This is a genomic window from Catenulispora yoronensis (assembly GCF_039531695.1).
In the GTDB taxonomy this organism is placed as follows: Bacteria; Actinomycetota; Actinomycetes; order Streptomycetales; family Catenulisporaceae; genus Catenulispora; species Catenulispora yoronensis.
Map to the genome: position 1 here is coordinate 96,481 of NZ_BAAAQN010000013.1, position 19,704 is coordinate 116,184.

Annotated in this window: 23 protein-coding genes, 1 tRNA gene and 1 other RNA gene; 8 read left to right on the forward strand and 17 right to left on the reverse strand. The window is 71.5% G+C overall.

The features are described 5' to 3' along the window. The coding region (locus ABD481_RS13665) for a metallophosphoesterase (RefSeq protein ID WP_344665993.1) at positions 1–581 on the reverse strand (581 nt) is incomplete at its 3' end. Between the two features lie 88 nt (positions 582–669). Here ABD481_RS13665 and ABD481_RS13670 point away from each other — a divergent pair. Continuing rightward, complete coding sequence (locus tag ABD481_RS13670) at positions 670–1,122, forward strand: GatB/YqeY domain-containing protein (protein WP_344665994.1); 453 nt, start codon at positions 670–672, stop codon at positions 1,120–1,122. Positions 1,123–1,164: 42 nt separating this feature from the next. Here ABD481_RS13670 and ABD481_RS13675 read toward each other — a convergent pair whose 3' ends face one another. Beyond that, entirely contained in the window at positions 1,165–1,329 is a 165-nt protein-coding gene (locus ABD481_RS13675; protein ID WP_344665995.1) for a hypothetical protein, read from the reverse strand. Positions 1,330–1,364: 35 nt separating this feature from the next. Here ABD481_RS13675 and ABD481_RS13680 point away from each other — a divergent pair, with 35 nt between their 5' ends. Continuing rightward, the gene (locus tag ABD481_RS13680; RefSeq protein ID WP_344665996.1) at positions 1,365–2,144 is read left to right on the forward strand and encodes an MBL fold metallo-hydrolase; all 780 of its coding nucleotides are present in this window, start codon (positions 1,365–1,367) and stop codon (positions 2,142–2,144) included. Between the two features lie 57 nt (positions 2,145–2,201). Here ABD481_RS13680 and ABD481_RS13685 read toward each other — a convergent pair whose 3' ends face one another. Next, entirely contained in the window at positions 2,202–2,921 is a 720-nt protein-coding gene (locus ABD481_RS13685; RefSeq protein ID WP_344665997.1) for a phosphatase PAP2 family protein, read from the reverse strand. Positions 2,922–3,082: 161 nt separating this feature from the next. On the opposite strand from ABD481_RS13685, the gene ABD481_RS13690 reads away from it, so the two are divergent. The 4 genes from ABD481_RS13690 to ABD481_RS13705 are packed head-to-tail and all read left to right on the forward strand — an operon-like array spanning position 3,083 to position 5,169. Continuing rightward, the gene (locus ABD481_RS13690) at positions 3,083–3,442 is read left to right on the forward strand and encodes a BlaI/MecI/CopY family transcriptional regulator (protein ID WP_344665998.1); all 360 of its coding nucleotides are present in this window, start codon (positions 3,083–3,085) and stop codon (positions 3,440–3,442) included. Between the two features lie 16 nt (positions 3,443–3,458). After that, on the forward strand, positions 3,459–4,412 hold the full coding sequence (locus ABD481_RS13695) for a M56 family metallopeptidase (RefSeq protein ID WP_344665999.1): 954 nt from the start codon (positions 3,459–3,461) through the stop codon (positions 4,410–4,412). Between the two features lie 60 nt (positions 4,413–4,472). Then, positions 4,473–4,700 (forward strand): DUF2277 domain-containing protein, encoded by a 228-nt coding sequence (locus tag ABD481_RS13700; RefSeq protein ID WP_344666000.1) that lies wholly within the window; start codon positions 4,473–4,475, stop codon positions 4,698–4,700. Then, on the forward strand, positions 4,687–5,169 hold the full coding sequence (locus ABD481_RS13705) for a YchJ family protein (protein WP_425559164.1): 483 nt from the start codon (positions 4,687–4,689) through the stop codon (positions 5,167–5,169). Before ABD481_RS13700 ends, ABD481_RS13705 begins: the two co-directional genes overlap by 14 nt. 83 nt (positions 5,170–5,252) lie before the next feature. On the opposite strand, the gene ABD481_RS13710 is transcribed toward ABD481_RS13705, so the two are convergent. The 10 genes from ABD481_RS13710 to ffs form a co-directional block, all read right to left on the reverse strand. Then, complete coding sequence (locus ABD481_RS13710; protein ID WP_344666001.1) at positions 5,253–5,849, reverse strand: hypothetical protein; 597 nt, start codon at positions 5,847–5,849, stop codon at positions 5,253–5,255. 35 nt (positions 5,850–5,884) lie between these two features. Beyond that, a complete protein-coding gene (locus tag ABD481_RS13715) occupies positions 5,885–7,114 on the reverse strand; it encodes a hypothetical protein (RefSeq protein WP_344666002.1) in 1,230 nt (409 codons plus the stop codon). Next, positions 7,111–7,641, reverse strand: a complete 531-nt coding sequence (locus tag ABD481_RS13720; RefSeq protein WP_344666065.1) for a SigE family RNA polymerase sigma factor — start codon at positions 7,639–7,641, stop codon at positions 7,111–7,113. Before ABD481_RS13720 ends, ABD481_RS13715 begins: the two co-directional genes overlap by 4 nt. A gap of 159 nt (positions 7,642–7,800) precedes the next feature. Then, the gene (locus ABD481_RS13725) at positions 7,801–8,862 is read right to left on the reverse strand and encodes an aspartate-semialdehyde dehydrogenase (protein WP_344666003.1); all 1,062 of its coding nucleotides are present in this window, start codon (positions 8,860–8,862) and stop codon (positions 7,801–7,803) included. Then, a complete protein-coding gene (locus tag ABD481_RS13730; RefSeq protein WP_344666004.1) occupies positions 8,859–10,136 on the reverse strand; it encodes an aspartate kinase in 1,278 nt (425 codons plus the stop codon). Before ABD481_RS13730 ends, ABD481_RS13725 begins: the two co-directional genes overlap by 4 nt. Positions 10,137–10,320: 184 nt before the next feature. Next, positions 10,321–10,857, reverse strand: coding sequence for a DUF5063 domain-containing protein (locus ABD481_RS13735; protein ID WP_344666005.1), 537 nt, complete (start codon positions 10,855–10,857; stop codon positions 10,321–10,323). Continuing rightward, a complete protein-coding gene (gene recR / locus ABD481_RS13740; RefSeq protein ID WP_344666006.1) occupies positions 10,850–11,449 on the reverse strand; it encodes a recombination mediator RecR in 600 nt (199 codons plus the stop codon). The genes ABD481_RS13735 and recR overlap by 8 nt, the downstream gene beginning before the upstream one ends. Positions 11,450–11,469: 20 nt before the next feature. Continuing rightward, a complete protein-coding gene (locus ABD481_RS13745; protein WP_344666066.1) occupies positions 11,470–11,811 on the reverse strand; it encodes a YbaB/EbfC family nucleoid-associated protein in 342 nt (113 codons plus the stop codon). Positions 11,812–12,091: 280 nt separating this feature from the next. Further along, on the reverse strand, positions 12,092–14,644 hold the full coding sequence (locus ABD481_RS13750; protein ID WP_344666007.1) for a DNA polymerase III subunit gamma and tau: 2,553 nt from the start codon (positions 14,642–14,644) through the stop codon (positions 12,092–12,094). A gap of 36 nt (positions 14,645–14,680) precedes the next feature. Then, positions 14,681–14,777: signal recognition particle sRNA small type (ffs, locus tag ABD481_RS13755), an RNA gene on the reverse strand. A 53-nt stretch (positions 14,778–14,830) separates the two neighbouring features. Here ffs and ABD481_RS13760 point away from each other — a divergent pair. Next, positions 14,831–14,915: transfer RNA gene (locus tag ABD481_RS13760), tRNA-Ser, on the forward strand. Between the two features lie 134 nt (positions 14,916–15,049). Here ABD481_RS13760 and ABD481_RS13765 read toward each other — a convergent pair. Further along, positions 15,050–15,694 carry a response regulator transcription factor gene (locus tag ABD481_RS13765; RefSeq protein ID WP_344666008.1) on the reverse strand — a complete coding sequence of 215 codons (645 nt, stop codon included), beginning with the start codon at positions 15,692–15,694 and terminating at the stop codon, positions 15,050–15,052. Further along, entirely contained in the window at positions 15,679–16,989 is a 1,311-nt protein-coding gene (locus tag ABD481_RS13770; protein WP_344666009.1) for a sensor histidine kinase, read from the reverse strand. Before ABD481_RS13770 ends, ABD481_RS13765 begins: the two co-directional genes overlap by 16 nt. Before the next feature lie 173 nt (positions 16,990–17,162). Here ABD481_RS13770 and ABD481_RS13775 point away from each other — a divergent pair, with 173 nt between their 5' ends. Beyond that, positions 17,163–17,624, forward strand: coding sequence for a hypothetical protein (locus ABD481_RS13775; RefSeq protein WP_344666010.1), 462 nt, complete (start codon positions 17,163–17,165; stop codon positions 17,622–17,624). A gap of 16 nt (positions 17,625–17,640) precedes the next feature. On the opposite strand, the gene ABD481_RS13780 is transcribed toward ABD481_RS13775, so the two are convergent. Beyond that, entirely contained in the window at positions 17,641–18,138 is a 498-nt protein-coding gene (locus ABD481_RS13780) for an FBP domain-containing protein (protein WP_344666011.1), read from the reverse strand. A gap of 116 nt (positions 18,139–18,254) precedes the next feature. Next, positions 18,255–19,691: a hypothetical protein gene (locus ABD481_RS13785; protein ID WP_344666012.1), complete on the reverse strand. Its 1,437-nt coding sequence runs from the start codon at positions 19,689–19,691 to the stop codon at positions 18,255–18,257. Positions 19,692–19,704: the final 13 nt, after the last annotated feature.

Sequence of the window (19,704 nt, forward strand, 5' to 3'; positions counted from 1 at the left end):
GCGTAGTCGTCGCGGCGGATGTGGGGGTCGTCGACGCCGACCAGGCCGAGGGTGGGGCCGGCCGCGCCGGGCAGGGTGAGGCGGTCGGAGCGGTTGGTCAGGTCCAGCCAGCCGGCCTTGGTGAAGCCGTCGCGCAGGCGCTGCCAGTCGTTGAGCGGGCCCAGGCCGCGGGTGCGCTTGCTCGGGTCGCCGCCGCGCAGGTACTTGGCCGGATTCAGGGGCTTGGCCGCCAGGTAGTCGTTGGAGCCCATGACGAACACGCCCGGCAGCTCCATCAGCGGCTCCAGGGCGTCCAGGACCGAGCCGACGCCCTCGGGGTGCGAGAGGTTGTCGCCGGTGTTGATCACGAAGTCCGGCTCCAGCGCCGCCAGCGAGCGCAGCCAGCGCACCTTGCGGTACTGCTCCGGGATCATGTGGATGTCCGAGACCTGCAGGATGCGCAGCGGACGGACCCCGCGCGGCAGGACCGGTACCTCGTAGCGGCGGAGACGGAAGAGGTTGGGCTCGACCTTGTGGGCGTAGGCCAGGCCGGCGGCGGCGGCTCCGGCCAGGGTCAGGGGGACGGTCACGAGCTTGCGCATGCCCTCCATTATCGGCGCCGCCGGAAATGGCGCGGCCGGACCGGGGGAGTTGGTGACAGACTTGGGGTGCAGATGAGAAGGGATGATCATGACCGAGCTGAAGGAAAAGCTCCGCACCGACCTCACCGCCGCCATGAAGGGCCGCGACGAGCTGGTGACCGCCACGCTGCGGATGGCACTGACCGCCATCGGCAACGAAGAGGTGGCCGGCAAGGAGGCGCGCCAGCTCTCCGACGACGAGGTCGTCCAGGTGCTCACCCGCGAAGCGAAGAAGCGCCGTGAGGCCGCCGAGGCCTTCGCCGACGGCGGACGCCCGGAGCAGGCCGAGCGGGAGAAGGCCGAGGGCGAGGTGCTGGCCCGCTACCTGCCGGCCCAGCTCTCCGACGACGAGCTGTCCGCGCTGGTCGCCGAGGCGATCGCCGAGACCGGCGCCGAGGGCCCCAAGGGCATGGGCCTGGTCATGAAGGCGCTCAACCCGAAGATCGCCGGGCGCGCCGAGGGCGGCCGGGTCGCCGCCGCGGTGAAGGCCGCGCTGGCCTGAGGAAAGACCCGCGCCGGTGGCCGACGCGGATCCGATCGCGGATCAGATCGCGGGAACTACTTCGCAGACCAGTTCGCAGATCAGATCATTGATCAGATCACTGATCCACCAGTTGATCGATGCGCGCACACTGGCATGCACCACCGCACCACCGCACCAGTGGCCGCGGCGTCCGGACCGGAGCGATCCGGCCGACGCCGCGGCCACCTCCGTTCCCGGCGTGATCGTTCTAGTGTTGATCCATGGCGATTCCGGATTCCTTCACCGTCCGCTCCCTGGGTGGCCCTTCGGCCCTGCTCGACTACGGCGGCGTCAAGATCCTCGTGGATCCGACCTTCGACCCGCCCGGCGACTACCAGGTCGGCAAGCGGGTCCTGACCAAGACCGCCGGACCCGCCCTGAGCGCCGACGAGGTGGGCGCCGTCGACGTGGTGCTGCTGTCCCACGATCAGCACCCGGACAACCTCGACCGCGGCGGCCGCGACTACCTCGACACCGCCCGCCTGGTGCTGAGCACCCGGTCGGCCGAGGAGCGCCTCGGCGGCGCGGTGCTGGGCCTGCCGAACTGGGTGAGCCAGGAGTTCGACCGCCCCGAGGGCGGCACCGCCCTGGTCACCGGCCTCCCGGCGCTGCACGGCCCGGAGGGCAGCGAACCGGTGGTCGGCGAGGTCACCGGCTTCCTGCTGACCGGCACCGACCTGCCGACGGTCTACGTCAGCGGCGACAACGCCTCCCTGGACCGGGTCCGGGAGATCGCCGAGCGCTACGCCCCGATCGACGTCGCCCTGCTGTTCGCCGGCGGCGCCCGCACCCCGCTGATGGGCGACGCCTACCTGACCCTGACCAGCGCCGCGGCCACCGAAGCGGCGACGATCCTCCAGGCCGGCGCCGTGGTGCCGCTGCACTTCGAGCAGTGGGCGCACTTCAGCGAGGGCGGCGAGCAGCTGGTGGCGGCCTTCGCCGCGGCCGGGCTGAGCGACCGGCTGCACCTGCTCAAGCCGGGCGAGTCGGCGACATTCTGAAGCCTTATCTGAAGCCTTAGCGGAACCAGAAGCGAAAGCCGCACGGGGCGTCGGCGTTCAGTTGGAACGCGGCGCCCCGCTGCCCACCGAAGCGGTCTCGGCCACCGCCACCGGCCCCGGCACCGGCCCGAACCGCGCCAGCAGCGGCACCCGCCAGAGATTGCCGGCGATCCAGCCGTGCCACAGCCCGGTCAGCAGGACGATCGCCGCGACGCTCACCAGCACCGAGCCCAGCACGTCCAGCGGATAGTGCGCCCCGATGTACAGCCGGCTGAACGCGATCAGCAGCGTCCACAAGGTGCCGAGCGCCACCGTGAGCCGGAACCAGCGGGTACCGGCCGCCAGCATGCACACCGCGATCGCCAACGACACCGCGAACGCGACATGCCCGGACGGATACGAGTTCGACCCCGTCTCCGGTGCCAGCGAGTAGACCGTCGGCGGCCGGTGCCGGGCCACGATCAGCTTGGCGATCTGCGAGCTGTTCCAGCCGACCGCGATCACCAGGAAGGTCGCCACCGCCTGCACCGGGTTGCCGCGCCACAGGAAGTACATGGTGATCAGCGCCAGGATCACCAGCCCGGCGACCGGCGCGGCGGCGTCGGCGAGGTCCAGCATCACCCGGTTCAGCCAGCCGGTGCGCAACTCCTGGATATGCGCGTCCCATGCCAGCTCGGTGCTCCGGGTCGCCGAAGTGTGCGCGGCCACCAGGCCGATGATCACGGCCCCGGTGAACAGGGTCAGCGGGATCACCAGCCAGTGGCGTACCTTCGGCATCGGGATACTCCTACGATCGGGGGGCGCGGCCCATGCGCAGTGCGGCAGTACAGGTGAACACCCGGTGAACACGGGGTTCCCATCCCGCAATCTACTACAAGCTGTAGCATCTATGCGGACGACACCGCCGAGCCCGCGGGGATGAGGGAGGAGACCGCCTGATGAGCACCGGACGCAGACCGGCCGGCGCGCTGGAGCAGGAGGTGCTGGCCACGCTGTGGGCCTCGGCCGATCCGCTGACCCCGGCGGCGGTGCAGGAGCGGCTCGGCGACGGCCTGGCCTACACCACCGTGAAGACGATCCTGGACCGCCTGCACGACAAGGGCATGCTCACCCGCGTCCGCGAAGGCAAGGCCTACGCCTACTCCCCGGTCGTGGCCCAGTCCGACCTGGCGGCCGAGGCGATGCGCGCGGCCCTGGAGGGCAGCAGCGACCGGCCGGCCGTGCTGTCGAAGTTCCTCGGCGAGATCTCCGCGGACGACGCGGCGGTGATCCGCGAACTGCTGGGCGAGCTGCCATGACGCGGGACCCGGGCCGATGACGGCCACCGTCTACCTCCCCCTGCTCGCCGCCCTCCTCCTCGGCGCGGCCGGCCCCGCCCTGGGCCGCCGCCTGCCCCCGGCCGTCGCCACCGTGCTGCTGACCGCCGCCGCCCTGGCCACCGCGGTCACCTCGCTGGCGTCCCTGACCCTGCTCGCCACCTGCGCGCTGCTGCGCGTCCCGGGCGTCGCCGCCGAGGGCCGGCTCTCCGACACCGTCCTCGGCCACGGCGCCATCAGCCCGCTCGTCGGCACCGTGGCCGGCCTGGCCCTGCTCGGCCTGCTGCCCTTCGGGGTCCGCGCCGGGATCCGGCTGTGGCACGAGACCGTGCGCACCTATCGCCTGGCGAAGGCGTTCGCCGCGCAGCCGGCGAGCATCACCGTGATCCACGACGCCCGCGCCCAGGCCTTCGCCGTGCCCGGAATCCCGCCGCTGCCCGGCCACGCCGCGATCCCGACGCGGATCGTCGCCACCGACGCCCTGCTCCGCACCCTCGACGAGGCCCAGCGCCGCGCCATGTTCGCCCACGAGCAGGCCCACCTGCGCCGCCGCCACCACCTGTACCTGCTGCTCACGCATCTGGCCGCGGTCGCGAACCCGCTGCTGTGGCGGCTGCCCGACGCCGTCACCGCGGCCACCGAGCGCTGGGCCGACGAGGACGCCGCCGCGGCCGTCGGCGACCGCCATGTGCTGGCCCGGGCCCTGGGCCGGGCCGCCCTGACCAACCTGCCGCGCACCGTCCCGGCGATGGCCCAAGCGCACGTCGGTGCCCGGGTCCGCGCGCTGCTGGCCCCGCCCCCGCCCCGGCGCCGGGCCCTCGCGGCCGTCGTCGGCATCGCCATCGCCGCGACCGTCTGGTCCTCGGTCGACTCCGCCCGCGCGACCGACCACCTCTTCGACTCCGCGCGCGCCGCCTGGCATCTCGCGCATCCGCACGACACTCGCCGCTGAGTGTGCACTGCGCATCATTCAGCACCCGCGAACGTCGGCGGCCCGGTTTAGCCTGAAGCTATGTGCCGCTCGATTAAGACGCTCCGAGAACCGTATGTCGCCGACCCCACCGCGGAGGACGTGCGCGCCGCCGCCCTCCAGTACGTCCGCAAGATCAGTGGTTTCCGCGCGCCCAGCAAGGCCAACACCGAGGCTTTCGACGCCGCGGTAGCCGCGGTGGCCGCCGCCACCCAGGACCTGTTGGACCACCTGGAGATCCGCGGGCAGGCCGCGAGTGCCGCGCACTGACCGCGGGTCCGGTCGCGGGTCCGGCCGCGGCCGCGACAAGCACAGGAACCCCAGCAATCACACGGGTTCTGGTCGGTCCCAGCACCAACCACCGGCCCCGACCGTCTGCCCGTGCGGCACCGGAAAGCCTTACGCCGACTGCTGTGGCGCGCTTCACGACGGCCGCGCGACAGCCGCCACAGCCGAGCAACTCATGCGCTCCCGCTACAGCGCCTTCGCGGTGAACGATGCCGCGTACCTGTTGCGGTCATGGCATTCCTCGACCCGCCCGGCGCACCTGGACCTCGATCCGCGCACCCGCTGGACCGGTCTGGAGATCGTGGGCACCACCGGCGGAACGGCCTTCAACACCGACGGCACCGTCGAATTCATCGCGCGCTACACGGAATCCGGCCACGCCGACTCGCTGCGCGAGAACAGTTCGTTCGTCCGCGAGGACGGGAACTGGGTCTACCTCAGCGCATTGTGAAACGGCTCCCGAAAGAGTGAAGCCGGACTCCGGGGTGGGGTTGTTTTGTGGGGACACCGGAGTCCGGCTGGAAGACGGGAAGATCAGGCGTCGCGCGCCGGAACCTTTCCGTCCTGGCTGGTGGACCCTGCGGGCCGGTGGTGCTTGCCCGTGGACGGCGTCTTCTTGGTGTCCTTGCCCCCGGGCTTGGCACCGGCTTTGGCAGCCTTGGCCGCCTGCCGGGCAGTGCGGTCGACGACGAAGCGCGCCTGGTTCACGGAACCGGACTTCACCCCTTCGACGACGACCTTGTCGCCGACTTTGGACGGTGCGCCTTGAGCGCCCTTGGCGCCCCCCTTGGCGCCCTTAGCACCCCTGCCACCCAAGTGCGCCTTGGCAGTGGCGTCGACGGTCCAGGTCAACGTGAACCCGTCGGTGCTCTTGACGGTGACCGTGTCGCCGCTGACCGCGGTGACCGTCCCGGTCTGCCACTCATGAACGACGCTCTTGCCGTCCTTACCCTTCACGGTCCGCTCGCCGTGCATCCCCAACCGCTGGTGGGTTCCATGGCGAGGTCCCAGCTGGGTCTTGGAGCTGTGCGCCGGGGCGGCGCCGAAGGCCGAAGTCGCGCTCGCGGCGGTCAGACCGCCGGCCATCACGACAGCGGCGATCACGCCGCCGCGCTTCTTGGTGAGCCTCATGCTGCGAGGCTCACAGCCCTCACATAAAGATCCCGTTAGTGCGCGGCCGATAGGGCCGTCGTAGCCGTCGCCGACCCTTCGGTCCCGTGCCTCGTACTCTTCCCGTCCGGCGGGAAATAGTCGGTGACATAAAGGGCGGCGCCGCATGCCGCGCTGAAGATCGCAGTCTGTTGCGACTGTGTCCCGGAGACGGCGTACGACACCGAGTACGAGGATCCCGCGGGCGCTGTCGACGTCGCCGTGGTCCAGGCGGGCGTCGGCCGGGTCGGCGTCGGCCCGGTGGGAGTGGCCACGGCACCGCCCGACGAGCCGGGGGTGGTCGGCACCACCGTCGGACTGGCCGGGGATCCCGTCGTCGCGACGGTGGTCGGCACGATCGTCGGCGACGGCTGGACCGCGCAGGCCAAAGGCACCCAGGCGAAGCGGAACTCGAACCGGTCGCCGGGAGCGAGGATCAGCGTCTGCCCGGACGGCAGCCCGGCCAGCAACGGCGTCACCGCGGGATCGGGCTTGTACTGCGTCACACGCCCGAGGGCGCCGGTACCGCCGGTAGCGCCAGTACCGCCAGAGCCGGTGCCACCCGACACGCTCAAGGCCGGCGTCCCGGTCAGCGTGCAGGCCGATTTCACTGTCCCGACAACGGTTTCGTAGACGATGCCGCCCACCGAGGTCTGCGTCCCGACGACCGAGGACACCGAGGAACTCTGACACGGCGACAGCGCCGGCGCGCCGGAGGCCGGTCCGGCCGACGACACCGACGGCGGCGGCCCCTTCGTGGTCTGCGACAACGACGTCGCCGACGTCCCCGTCGCGCTGCTCGGCGACGCCGACGCGGTGTTCTGCTGCCCGCTGATCGGATCCGGCCCGTGTCCGGAGCCGCCGCCGGGCGCGCCGCTGGTCCCGGTGCTCATCAGGTTGCCGACCTCGGTGCCGCCGGCGTGCCTCGGCTCGGGGGGGTCGAGCAGCGATCCGCGGGCGGCCAGCATCGCGCCGGCGCCGACCGCGAACACCGTGACCGCCGTGGTGGCCAGCGCGGCGTGCCGACGGCGGCGCCGGGCCGGGACGGCGCGCCGCAGCATCTCCAGCGCCGCGCCCTGCGGCTCCAGCCCGGCCACCGCCTGCTGCATGCGCTCACGCAGCAGCGCGCCGAGCGCGTCGACGGCCGAATCGTCGAGGCCGGGATCGCCGTCCAAGGACGTCGGCGTCCAGCCGTCCCCGTCCGGCGGCACCGGCGTCCGGTCGTCGTCCTCGTGCGGCGCGCTCACCGGAACGCCTCCATCCGTACCCGAAGGGCCTCGATCCCCCGAGACCCGTATGCCTTGACCGACCCGATCGAGATCCCCAGCAGAGCGGCCACCTGGGCCTCGGTCAGATCCGCGAAATAGCGCAGCACCAGCACCTCGCGCTGGCGCCGCTGGATGCCCCGCAGCGCCTGGATCAGGGCGTCCTTCTCCAACAGGTCGTACGCGCCCTCCTCGGCGCTGGCCATGTCCGGCATCGGCTTGGGCGCCAGCCGCATGCCGATCAGCCGCCGGCGCAGCGTGGAGCGCGAGAGGTTCACCACGGTCTGGCGCAGATAGGCCAGCAGCTTCTCGGGATCCCGGACCCGGGTGCGGGCGCTGTGCACACGGATGAACGCCTCCTGCACGACGTCCTCGCAGGAAGCGGCGTCGTCGAGCAGCAGAGCGGCGAGTTTCAGCAGGGCGGCGTAGTGGTCGCGGTACGTCCGGGTGAGCAGGTCCACGCTGACGTCGCCGACCTTGGCGGCGCCGGAGTCAGCCGTCACCGGCAGCCCCGGCCACGGCGGCCGCACCGCGAAGACTTCTGCGCTCACAACGGTTAGACACAGAACACCCCCGTAGAGTTGTACCGCCTACGGGGGTGTACCGACACAAGCATGCGTCTATTCGTACCCGAAGGTACGGCCTCGGCGCAGAATTCTCAGACTTTCTCAGAGCTTCCCGGTGAGCTCGGCCGCGACCACCTCGGCGATCTGCGCGGTGTTCAGCGCCGCGCCCTTGCGCAGGTTGTCACCGCACATGAACAGCTCCAGGGACTTCGGGTCGTCCAGCGAGCGCCGGATCCGGCCCACCCAGGTCGGGTCGGTGCCGACCACGTCGGCCGGGGTCGGGAACTCCCCGGCCGCCGGGTCGTCGAGCACGACGACGCCCGGCGCGGCCCGCAGTATCTCGTGCGCGCCGGCCACGGTGACCTCGTTCTCGAAGGTGGCGTGCACGGCCACCGAGTGCGTGGTGATCACCGGGACCCGCACGCAGGTCGCCGAGACCCGCAGGTCCGGCAGGCCCAGGATCTTGCGGGACTCGTTGCGGATCTTGAGCTCCTCGGAGGACCAGCCGTCGTCCTTGAGCGAGCCGGCCCACGGCACCACGTTCAGCGCCAGCGGCGCCGGGAACGGGCCCAGGTCGCCGACCACGCCGCGCAGGTCGCCGGGGTGGGTCCCGAGGTTGGTGCCGGCCACCTTGGCCACCTGGGCCCGCAGCGTGTCGATGCCGGGCTGGCCGGCGCCGGAGGCGGCCTGGTAGGAGGAGGCCACCAGCGAGCTCAGGCCGTAGCGCTGGTGCAGCGCGCCGAGCACCACGACCATGGTCAGGGTGGTGCAGTTCGGGTTGGCGATGATGCCCTTGGGGCGGTTGCGGGCGGCGGCGGCGTTGACCTCCGGCACCACCAGCGGCACGTCCGGGTCCATCCGGAACGCGCCGGAGTTGTCCACGGCCACCGCGCCCTTGACGGCGGCGATCGGCGCCCACCGCGCCGAGACCTCGTCGGGCACGTCGAACATCGCGACGTCGACGCCCTCGAAGGCCTCCTCGGACAGCGCCACGACCTCGATCTCCTGGCCGCGGCAGACCAGCTTGCGGCCGGCGCTGCGGGCCGAGGCGATCAGGCGGATCTCGCCCCAGACGTCCTCGCGGGTGGACAGCAGGTCCAGCATCACGGTGCCGACCGCGCCGGTGGCGCCGACGACGGCGAGGGTGGGCTTCTTACTGGTCATCGGCCGGTGCCTCCGTAAACCACGGCTTCCGCGCTCTCGGCGTCCAGGCCGAAAGCGGTGTGCAGGGCGGCGACGGCGTCCTTGACGACGTCGGCGCGGCAGACCACGGAGATGCGGATCTCCGAGGTCGAGATCATCTCGGCGTTCACGCCGACCTGGGACAGGGCCTCGAAGAACACCGCGGTCACCCCGGGATGCGACTTCATGCCCGCGCCGATCAGCGACACCTTGGCGATCTGGTCGTCGAACAGCAGCGACTCGAAGCCGATCGCCTCCTGCACCTTGTGCAGCGCGGTGATCGCCTTGCGGCCGTCGCCGACCGGCAGGGTGAAGGAGATGTCGGTGCGGCCGGTGGCCGCCGCCGAGATGTTCTGCACCACCATGTCGATGTTCAGCTCGGCATCGGCGACGGTGCGGAAGATCTGCGCCGCCACCCCCGGCTTGTCCGGGACGCCGACCACCGTGACTTTCGCCTCGCTGGTGTCGTGGGCGACTCCGGCGATGATGGCCTGCTCCACGGTCTCTCCTTCCACCTTGTCTTCCTTGGCCCGGATCCAGGTGCCCTCGTGCTGGGAGAACGAGGAGCGGACGTGGATCGGGACGTTGAACCGCCGGGCGTACTCGACACTGCGCAGGTGCAGGATCTTGGCGCCGGAGGCGGCCAGTTCCAGCATCTCCTCGTACTGCAGCCGGTGCAGCTTACGGGCCGTGGGCACCAGCCGCGGGTCGGCGGAGAACACGCCGTCCACGTCGGTGTAGATCTCGCAGACGTCGGCGCCCAGCGCGGCGGCCAGCGCCACCGCCGTGGTGTCCGAGCCGCCCCGGCCCAGCGTGGTGATGTCCTTGGTGGTCTCCGACACGCCCTGGAAGCCGGCCACGATGGTGATCGCGCCCTCGTCCAGCGCGGCCCGGATCCGGCCCGGCGTGACCGAGGTGATCCGGGCCTTGTTGAAGGACTGGTCGGTGATCACGCCGGCCTGCGAGCCGGTGAAGCTGCGCGCGTCGCCGCCCATGGAGTTGATGGCCATCGCCACCAGCGACATCGAGATCCGCTCGCCGGCGGTGAGCAGCATGTCGTACTCGCGGCCCTCCAGGATCGGCGAGACCTGCTTGGCCAGGTCGATCAGCTCGTCGGTGGTGTCGCCCATGGCCGAGACCACCACGCACACCTCATGACCGGCCCGCCGGGTCTCCATGATCCGTTTGGCGACCCGCTTGATGCACTCGGCGTCGGCAACGGAGCTGCCTCCGTACTTCTGGACGATGAGGCCCACGCGGTGTCTCCCTCGGGTGAGGCTGGTGCGGCGGTTCGGGCGGCGGGCGCGGCGTTCGGCGCCGCGGGCCGCGACAGGCCGCGCCAAAGGGCGGCCCGCCGCGTTCGAGTCTAATCAGGGCTGCTGAGACAGCCCTGAGCTCTCACCATGTGGGATCGGCGCCGGGACCACCCGCCGTCCCAGGTCAGACCGTCGCGGCCCCGAGCCGGGAGCGGGCCACCACGGACAGCAGCGCGCGCTGCACCGCCGAGGCCGCCGGGCCCCAGCTGGACAGGTAGGAGAACTGCCACCACCACAGCGCCTCGGTGACCCGGTCGGCCTTGTAGTGCGCCAGGCCGTGCGCCAGGTCGGCGCAGACCAGGGCCAGGTCGTCGGAGATGCGCCGGGTCTCGATCTCGGACTTGGGGGCCAGCGGGTCGAACACCTCCTTGTAGGTGTTCACCGGCTTGAGCAGCCCGGCCAGCTTCTCGCGCAGCTCGTCCAGGTCCGGGTCGGGCCCGGCGTCGGTCTCGAACCGCTCGTCCGGGACCACGTCCCGGATCGCGCCGAGCCGGCCGCCGGCCAGCAGCAGCTGCGAGGTCTCCAGCAGCAGGATCGGGACGCTGGACTCCGGGGCGTCGCCGCGGGCCACCGCGCGCACCGACAGCAGGAAGGACGTGACCTGGTCGTGGATCTCGATCGCGAAGTCCGACAAGTCGTCGGAGGTCATCGGTTCAGACATCGAGCTGCCTTCTCCCCTCGAACGCCCGGCCGAGGGTGACCTCGTCGGCGTATTCCAGATCCCCACCCACCGGCAGGCCCGATGCCAGCCGGGTCACCCTCAGACCCATGGGCTTGATCAGCCGCGCCAGGTACGTGGCGGTGGCCTCCCCCTCCAGGTTCGGGTCGGTGGCCAGGATCACCTCGGTGACGGTGCCGTCGGCCAGGCGTTTGAGCAGTTCCCGGACCCGCAGGTCGTCCGGGCCGATCCCGTCGATCGGCGAGATGGCGCCGCCGAGCACGTGGTAGCGGCCGCGGAACTCGCGGGTCTTCTCGATGGCCACGACGTCCTTGGACTCCTCGACGACGCAGATGCTGGCCGGGTCGCGCCGCGGATCGCGGCAGATCCGGCACTCCGGGCTCTCGGTCACGTTGCCGCAGACGGCGCAGAACCGCACCTGCTCCTTGGCCCGGACCAGGACGTCGGCCAGCCGCCGGACGTCGGCGGGGTCGGCCTGCAGCAGGTGGAAGGCGATCCGCTGCGCCGATTTGGGGCCGATGTTCGGCAGGTGCCCGAGTTCGTCGATCAGGTCCTGGACCACACCCTCGTACATGCGCTGTTCCCCGACCCGCCCTAGCCGAAGAGGTTGCCGAGGTTGCCCAGGTCCGGCATGCCGCCGCCGAGCGGGCCCATCTTCTCCGAGGCCAGCCGGTCGGCGGCGGCGCGGGCGTCCCGCACCGCGGCCACCACCAGGTCGGCGAGCAGCTCGGTGTCCTCGGGGTCGACGGCCTCGGGCTTGATGTCCAGGCCGACCAGGTCGCCGGTGCCGGTCACCCGCGCGGTCACCAGGCCGCCGCTGGCGGTGCCGGTGACGACGGTGTTCTCCAGCTCCTGCTGGGCCTCCATCATCTGCTGCTGCATCTGCATGGCCTGGCCGAGCATGCCCTGCAGGTCGAAGCTGCCGGGATCCGGCATGCCGCCGGCGGGGCCGGTCGCGTCGGGGAAAGCCACTGTGCGAGCTCCTGTTCATGCCGCTATTCGTGCCGCTATGTGAAGTCGTACTCGACCATACGCGCTCCGGGACTGGGGCGGCCAATACCGCGTGTCCCGGTCCGGAACGATCGGCGTCGAGAACGGGCGGGGGCCTGGGGAGGTTCCTGGTGGCGGAAAACCGACGGCCGGAAACGGGTGGGATGCCCCGGTCCGGCGGGGCGGAGATGGGGGGCGGAGACGGGGGTGGAGTCGGGGGCGGAGATCAGTCCTCGGAGTCCAGGCGCTGTGCTCCGAGTTCGCGGATGACGAGTTCGTGCGCTGTGGCGTTGTCCTCGGCGAGGACTTCGTCGTCCTCGGAGACGACGTCGTCCTCGGGACGCACCGCCGGGGCCGGCGGGGGCGAAGGGGGAGACTGCGGCTGCTGCGGTTGCTGCGGTTGCTGTGGGGCGGACTGCGCCGACGGACGCTGGGTCTGGGGCTGGCTCTGGGCTTGGGCCTGAGCTTGGGCTTGGTGGTGCGGTTCGGCCGCTGGGGGCGCGGGCGACGACGGCTGGGAGGTCTGCTGCTGCGGCGCGGAACCAGTCTGCTGCGACGCCTCGGACTCGCGCGGGGCCGGCGGCGCCGACGGCTGCGAGGACTGATACGCGCTCGGCGGCGGAGGCATCTGGGCCGGGGGCGGGGGCGCCATGGAGACACCGGGCGCGATCGACGTGCCGGGGGTCTGGGACGGGTCGACGATCGCGTCGACCTGCCACTGGAAGCCGAACAGGTCGTTGGCCGCCTGGCGGAGCGTGTCGGAGGTCCCGCGGCCGACGAACCGGTCCCGCGCGCCGGCGTTGATGAACGCCACCTGGAGCCGGTCGCCGTCCAGGCCGAGGACCTGGGCGTTCTGGCTCAGCAGCATCCAGCTGACCCGGCCGTCGCGGCGTTTGACCTCTTCCAGGAGGTCCGGCCACATGCCGCGGATGTCGATGCCGGAGCGGGACGGAGCGGGCTGCGGGGCGGCCGGGGGCGGAGTCTGCGGGGCAGTCTGCGGGGCGGCCGGGACGGGCGGGGCGGCCTGGGGCGGCGCCTGGGAAGCCGAGGGGGAAGCCGGATGGGCGGACGCCGATTCCTCGGCCGCCCACGGCGGGGCGTCGGAGGCGGCGGCGGACATACCGGCGTCGAACCCCGATGCCGGGGCACCGCTCCCGGAGGCTCCGGGGGCGCCAGGGGAACCGGGGGCACCGCCGGGGCCGGGGTCCTGGCTCCAGGGCGGTGTGCCCAGAGTGCCTCCGGAGCCGCGCTGACCTGCGGTGGGAGCAGTCGGGGCGGCGGGGGCGGAAGCCGGGGCGGCGGGGGGCGCGGCGTTCTGGGCCGGGTTCTCCCACGGCGGCGTGCCCAGCGAACCGCCCTGCCCCGCACTGCCCTGCCCCGCGCCGCCCTGGGGCGGGGCGGGCTGCGCCGGGTGCTGCTGGTGCGGCTGGTGCTGCTGGTTCGACTGCTGCTGTTGATACGACTGCTGCGGCTGTTGCTGCTGCTGCGCCGGCGCCCGGCGAGCCACCGCCGGCGCCTCGTCGTACTCGTCCTCCACCACCCGGGGCCCGGCACCCGGCGCCCCCATCGGGGCCATCGGCGCCGGAGCGGCCGCGCCCATCACGACCCCGCGCCGCTCAAGGCGGTCCAGACGCGCGGCCATCCCCTGCTCGCCGGGGTCGGCGCCGGGCAGCAGCACCCGGGCGCACACCAGCTCCAGGAGCAGCCGGGGCGCGGTCGCCCCGCGCATCTCGGTCAGCCCCGTGTTCACCAGGTCCGCCGCGCGCGACAGCTCGGCCGCGCCGAACGCGCGCGCCTGGGCGCTCATCCGCTCGAACTGGTCGTCGGGAACGTCGATCAGCGTGCGGGCCGCGCCGGGGTCGCCCCCGGCGGCGTCGGTGACCGCGTTCAGGATCACCAGGTCCCGGAACCGCTCCAGCAGGTCGGCCAGGAACCGGCGCGGGTCGTGCCCGCTCTCCACCACCTGGTCGACCATCCGGAACACGGCCGCGCCGTCGTGCCCGGCGAAGGCCTCGACGAGCTGGTCCAGCAGCGCGGCGTCGGTGTACCCGAGCAGCCCGGTGGCCATGGCGTAGCTGACCCCGGACTCGTCGGAGCCGGCCAGCAGCTGGTCCAGCACCGACATCGCGTCCCGCGCCGACCCGGCACCGGCCCGCACCACCAGCGGCAGCACCTCCGGCTCGACCTTGATGCCCTCCCGCGCGGTGATGTCGGCCAGGTGCTCCCGCAGCACCCCCGGCGGGATCAGCCGGAACGGGTAGTGGTGGGTCCGCGACCGGATGGTCCCGATCACCTTCTCCGGCTCGGTGGTGGCGAAGATGAACTTCAGATGCGGCGGCGGCTCCTCCACCACCTTCAGCAGCGCGTTGAAGCCCGCCGAGGTCACCATGTGCGCCTCGTCGATGATGTAGATCTTGAACCGGGACGCGGCCGGCGCGAAGAACGCCCGCTCCCGCAGATCCCGCGCGTCGTCCACCCCGCCGTGCGAAGCCGCGTCGATCTCGATCACGTCGATCGACCCCGGCCCGCCGTTCGCCAGCTCCACGCACGACCGGCAGCTCCCGCACGGCGTCGGCGTGGGCCCCTGCTCACAGTTCAGACACCGCGCCAGAATCCGCGCACTGGTGGTCTTGCCGCACCCCCGCGGCCCGCTGAACAGGTAGGCGTGGTTCACCCGGCCGTTCCGAAGCGCCTGCTGCAACGGCAGCGTGACGTGGTCCTGGCCGACGACCTCCTCGAAGGTCTCGGGCCGATAGCGGCGATAGAGCGCGAGAGACACGTAGCCAAGGTATCTGCTGACACCGACATCCGGACAAAAAAGGAACCCCCATGCACCCGCCAGAGCACACCGACCCTTGCTGCCGTCAAGCCCTGGGGGAGTTGAGTGTGATGACGCCGCATGGGAGTCCGAGGACAACTATATAGGAGTGCGGAGCCATCCCGAACATCGGGTATGCTTCTCGACGGAGGATTCGCCTAGTGGCCTAGGGCGCACGCTTGGAAAGCGTGTTGGGGGCAACCCCTCACGAGTTCAAATCTCGTATCCTCCGCTTCCGCCCGAGTGGGCGTACGAAAGGCCCGGACAGCCACGCTGTCCGGGCCTTCGTCATTGGCGCGGCATGCGAGGTCCGGCTGCTGGCGGCCGGACATCGCGCTCCGCCGACTACTCGTTCAGACGCCTCAGCTACTTGTTCAGATACGTCAGCACCGCCCGGACCCGCCGGTTGGTGTCGTCGTCGTCGAGGATGCCGAGTTTGCCGAACATCGAGGTCGTGTACTTGCCCACGGCGCTCTCGCTGAGGAAGAGGCGGCGGCCGATGGCCTGGTTGGACAGGCCTTCGGCCATCAGGGCGAGGACGGCTTGTTCGCGGTCGGTGAGGCGGTCCAGGTGGGTGCTCGGGGTGCTGCTGGAGAGCAGCTTCGCGATCACCGCGGGGTCCATGGCGGTGCCGCCGGCGGCCACGCGCTCCAGGGCGTCGATGAACTGGTCGGCGTCGAAGACGCTGTCCTTGAGGAGGTAGCCGATGCCGCCGGAGCCGTCGGCCAGCAGTTCGCGGGCGTAGAGCTGTTCGACGTGCTGGGACAGGATCAGGATCGGCAGTCCCGGCACCTCGGCGCGGGCGGCCAGGGCGGCGCGCAGGCCCTCGTCGGTCTGGGTCGGCGGCATGCGGACGTCGACGACGGACACGTCGGGGCGGATCTTGAGCAGCGCGTCCAGCGTCTCCGGGCCGGTGACCGCGGTGGCGACGACCTCGTGGCCGCAGGCCTCGATCAGGCGCACGAGGCCGTCGCGCAGGAGATAGAGGTCTTCGGCTACGAGGATTCGCATGGCACCATCATGACCGCACTGGTCGGGCCGCCGGGTGGGCTGGTGATCTCCAAGGTGCCGTCGAAGACGCCGAGCCGGCGCCGCAGACCGGCCAGGCCGCCGTCGGGGCGGACCACCACGCCGCCGCGGCCGTCGTCCCAGACCTCGACGACCACGCTGGATTCGCTGCGTTTCAGGGAAATCCGCGCCCGGGTCGCCCGCGCGTGCTTCGCGGCGTTGGTCAGCAGCTCGGCGGTGCCGAAGTAGACCGCGGCCTCGATCGGCGGGTCCAGGCGCAGCGGCCGCTCCGCGGCGACCGCGACCTCCACTTCCAACGGGATGTCCAGCGCGAGGGCGCGGATCGCGTCGACGAGCCCGCGCTCGCTCAGCACCGGCGGCGCGATGCCGCGAATCAGCTCCCGGAGTTCGGCCAGCGAGGCCTTGGCGCCGGCCTGCGCCTCCCGGATCAGGGCCCGGGCCCGGTCGGGATCGGTGTCCATCAGCCGCTGCGCCGCCGTCAGCGACATGCCGAGCGCGACCAGCCGGGCCTGGGCGCCGTCGTGCAGATCCCGCTCGATCCGGCGGATCTCGGCGGCCTGGGCCACCGTCACGTCGGCCCGCTGCGCGGTCAGCTCCTCCACCCGCTCCGCCAGGGCCATCGCCGACGAGGGCCGCAGGAACCGGACCGCGACCGGCTCGACCGGCCGCCACGCGAACGGCGCGGAGCCGACCGCCACCATCAGCGCGACCACCCCGACCACCCTGACCAGGGGCGACCCCGCCTCCGCCCCCGCCAGTCCGAACCCCGCCGCCACCGCACCGCCCGGCGGGACGGCAGCGACCAGGCCCGCGGTGAAGGGCGCGATCACCGAGAACCGCAGGTCACGCCAGTTCGCCGGATCGAGCCAGCGCACCCGCCATTTCTGGTCCATGACGGCGTCCCGGCGAGTGCGCTCGTAGGAGAAGCCGTTCCACCAGTAGCCCGTGGCCATCCGCGTCACCGGCCCGGCCTCCCGGTACCCGGAGGGGATCACGGTCCCGGTCCAGCGCGCGACGAGGTACCGGACAGCCCTGCACACCGGACGCGCCAGAACCGGCGTGCCCACGGCCACGATCACCACCGGGACGAGCCACGACCACGGATTGGCCACACCCCACCAGATCCCCAGCACCACCGCGCCGCCCCACAACACCGGTATCGCCAGACAGACAGCCGCCACCGCACACGCCCGCACAAACCCCGCGCCGATCAGCACCCCGATTCGCAGCCCGGTCCGCACCACCCACCCGACCGACCCCGCACCCGACTGCTTCATTCCTTGATCCCTCCGCTCTCGACGATGCTCCCACTGTGCGTGCCGCAGAGCCCGCATCCGCACAGTTCAGACCGAGAGTGGGTCCAGCCCCACCCGGGTGTGTGGCCAGACGCATACCGCGCTGATCCGCCGCTTCCTACCGTTGAGATCACCAACGACACGGAGGAGAAATCATGACGAGCAAGACGGCGACCGCGATCCCGACCACGACCACGACCACGACCATCACCGCGACCACCGCAACCACTGCGGCCACCACGGCCACCACGGCCTTCGAGACCATCAAGAAGTACGTGGTCCTCTTCGGCGCGATCAGCGCGATCGTCCTCGGCACAGTCGCCGTGATGTCCTTCACCCACCACACCGTGACCACGTTCATGTGGGTCCGCGGCGGCATCCTCCTGGCGATCGCACCGATGCTCCACCGGTTCGCCACCAAGGCTTCCGAGGGCTCCCCCGCAGCCCTCGACCACATCCGCACCCTGGCGACGGTCATGCCGATCGCGCTCATCGGCGTCGACCTGATCCCCGGTCTGTGCCCGGCCTGGTACGCCGTCCTCCAGGGCCTGTCCGCCCTGGCACTGGTCGCGGTCGCCATCATTACCCGCAGTGCCGCGGTGCGTGACGCCGCCTAGGGTTCTAAAACACGCTCTAGACCGCCAAACGCTTGAAGAAGCCCTCAAGCTTGCCCATCATCCGGTCGATCTGTTGCTCAACGCTTAGCGTCTCCGCCATACGGGCGTCACGGCCGGGCGACTTGGTTCCACGGATATATAGAGAACACGACAGGTCCGTACACATATAGAGGCCGACAGAGTTGCCCTGGCGACCCGGGTCGCCCGCCTTGCGACCGGTCATCAGCGCGACGCCGCCGCCCTGATGCGTGGTGAAGCACAGCGAGCACAGGTTCCGGCGCAGGAAATCCTTGCGGGTAGTGGCAGTGCGAAGGGCGATGCCGATCAGGTCGTCGTCGCCGCGCGGCGCGACGAGGTAGGCGCGGTCGGGAGCTCCAAGGTCGCGCCAGCCCAGGAAGTCCAGGTCCGGCCACGGCGTGGCGGTCAGATCACGAGGCATCGGGATGCGCGAGGCCTCACCCTGGGTGCAGTTGGCGAAGCTGGCGCGGATCTCGTCTTCAGTCGCGGAGCGCATGAGATCGAGCTAACCCCGCTTGATCGTCTCGGTAAAGGGGATATCGCGGGCGAATGTCCAAGGGCCTCGGACGGAAACCCGTCCGAGGCCCTGGGCCATGGCGCCGAAGCACTCGGTCACTTCACCAGCGCGACCACCTGAGCGGCGATATCGGCCAGCTGCGTGCGACTCGCCGCCGCGCTGAACTGCCCCACCGTCAGTAGCGGATCGTCCGTGGTCACCGGATTTGAGGAGTCGCCGGTGGCGGAGACGGTCGACAGCATGAAGTCCACCGCGGGCTGACTGGCGTCGTCGGGCAGGTACCAGTACTGGAAGTCGGTCGGCTTGCGGGACGTACCCGTCTTCCCGTCGCCGTTGGACACCATCGACCAGGTCAGCACCCGGCCTCCGGGCACCGCGTGCTGCTCGCAGTTCTGCGCCTCGGCCGCACTGGGGCAGGCCTGGGCCAGCGTGAAGGGCGTATGTTCCCGCTCCACGGTCGAGATCTGCAGCGTGTTGTCGCCGGACGGCCCGGTGAGGAGCATCGTCGCCCCACCGGGCTGGACATACACCCTCGGCTCCACCCCGGGCGGCAGCACCGGCTTCATCAGGCCGGAGAGCCGGCGGTTGACGTCGTCGACCGCCTGCACGGCCTCCGGCGAGGCGGCGGACTTCCCGTCCAGCAAGGTCTCGACCTTGTCGATCCCCGGACGGACGGCCAACGCGGCGAAGGCGTCGGCGGAGAACTGCACCCCCTTCGCGTTGAAGCCGTCCTTCACCGGTGCCACCGGCGGCCACGCCTCGGTCCATCCGACCGGGGCCTTCTCCAGGTACTGAGGCACCGCGACGGCCGTGGCCTGGCGGAACTGGAGGTACTGGGCGCTCCGGTCGTTGGGGATGAACGTCATCCAGACCTCGCGGCCCACGATCTGGTTGGAGGTACCGGGCTTGAGCGAGTCCTGGAGCCCCCCGGAGGCGTCGGCAGCCGTGTGGCTGACGTCGTTGACGTACACCGTCCCGCCCGAGACCTTGTGGACGTCGCAGGTGCCGACCTGGAGACAGCCCGTCATCCGGTCCTGGTCGGGGATCCAATCCACCGTGCCGCCGGTCGCGCTCAGCCTCGTCGTACCGTCCGGCCCGGTCAGCAGGAAGGTGTTCTGGCTCAGCACCATGTAGTCCGACGGCGCCGGCCGGACGGTGACCCCGGCCGGCAGCAGCGGCTGCAACAGAACCGGCAGCCGCGTCCGGACGTCCTGCACCTTGTCGGCCTCGTCGGTGGCCTGCTCGGCCACCGATCGGGGGGGCGAGGCGTTCGCCGTACCCGACGCGCCCGCCGTCCTGCTCCGGCCCTCCCCGCCGGTCCCGGCCACCACCGCGAACGTCCCGACCACCGCCACCACGCTCAGCGCGGTGCCGCCGACGGCGAACACCCGGTTGCGGCGGCGCGCGGAGTCCCCGCGGGCGATGGACCCGCTCGCGAGGTCCCGCAACGGCGGCTCGGCGACGCCGAAGGCCGTGCCGAGCACCCCGCGCACCGCGGCGTCCTCGCTTGCTTCGAAATCTTCGATGTCCATGCTCAGTCGTTTC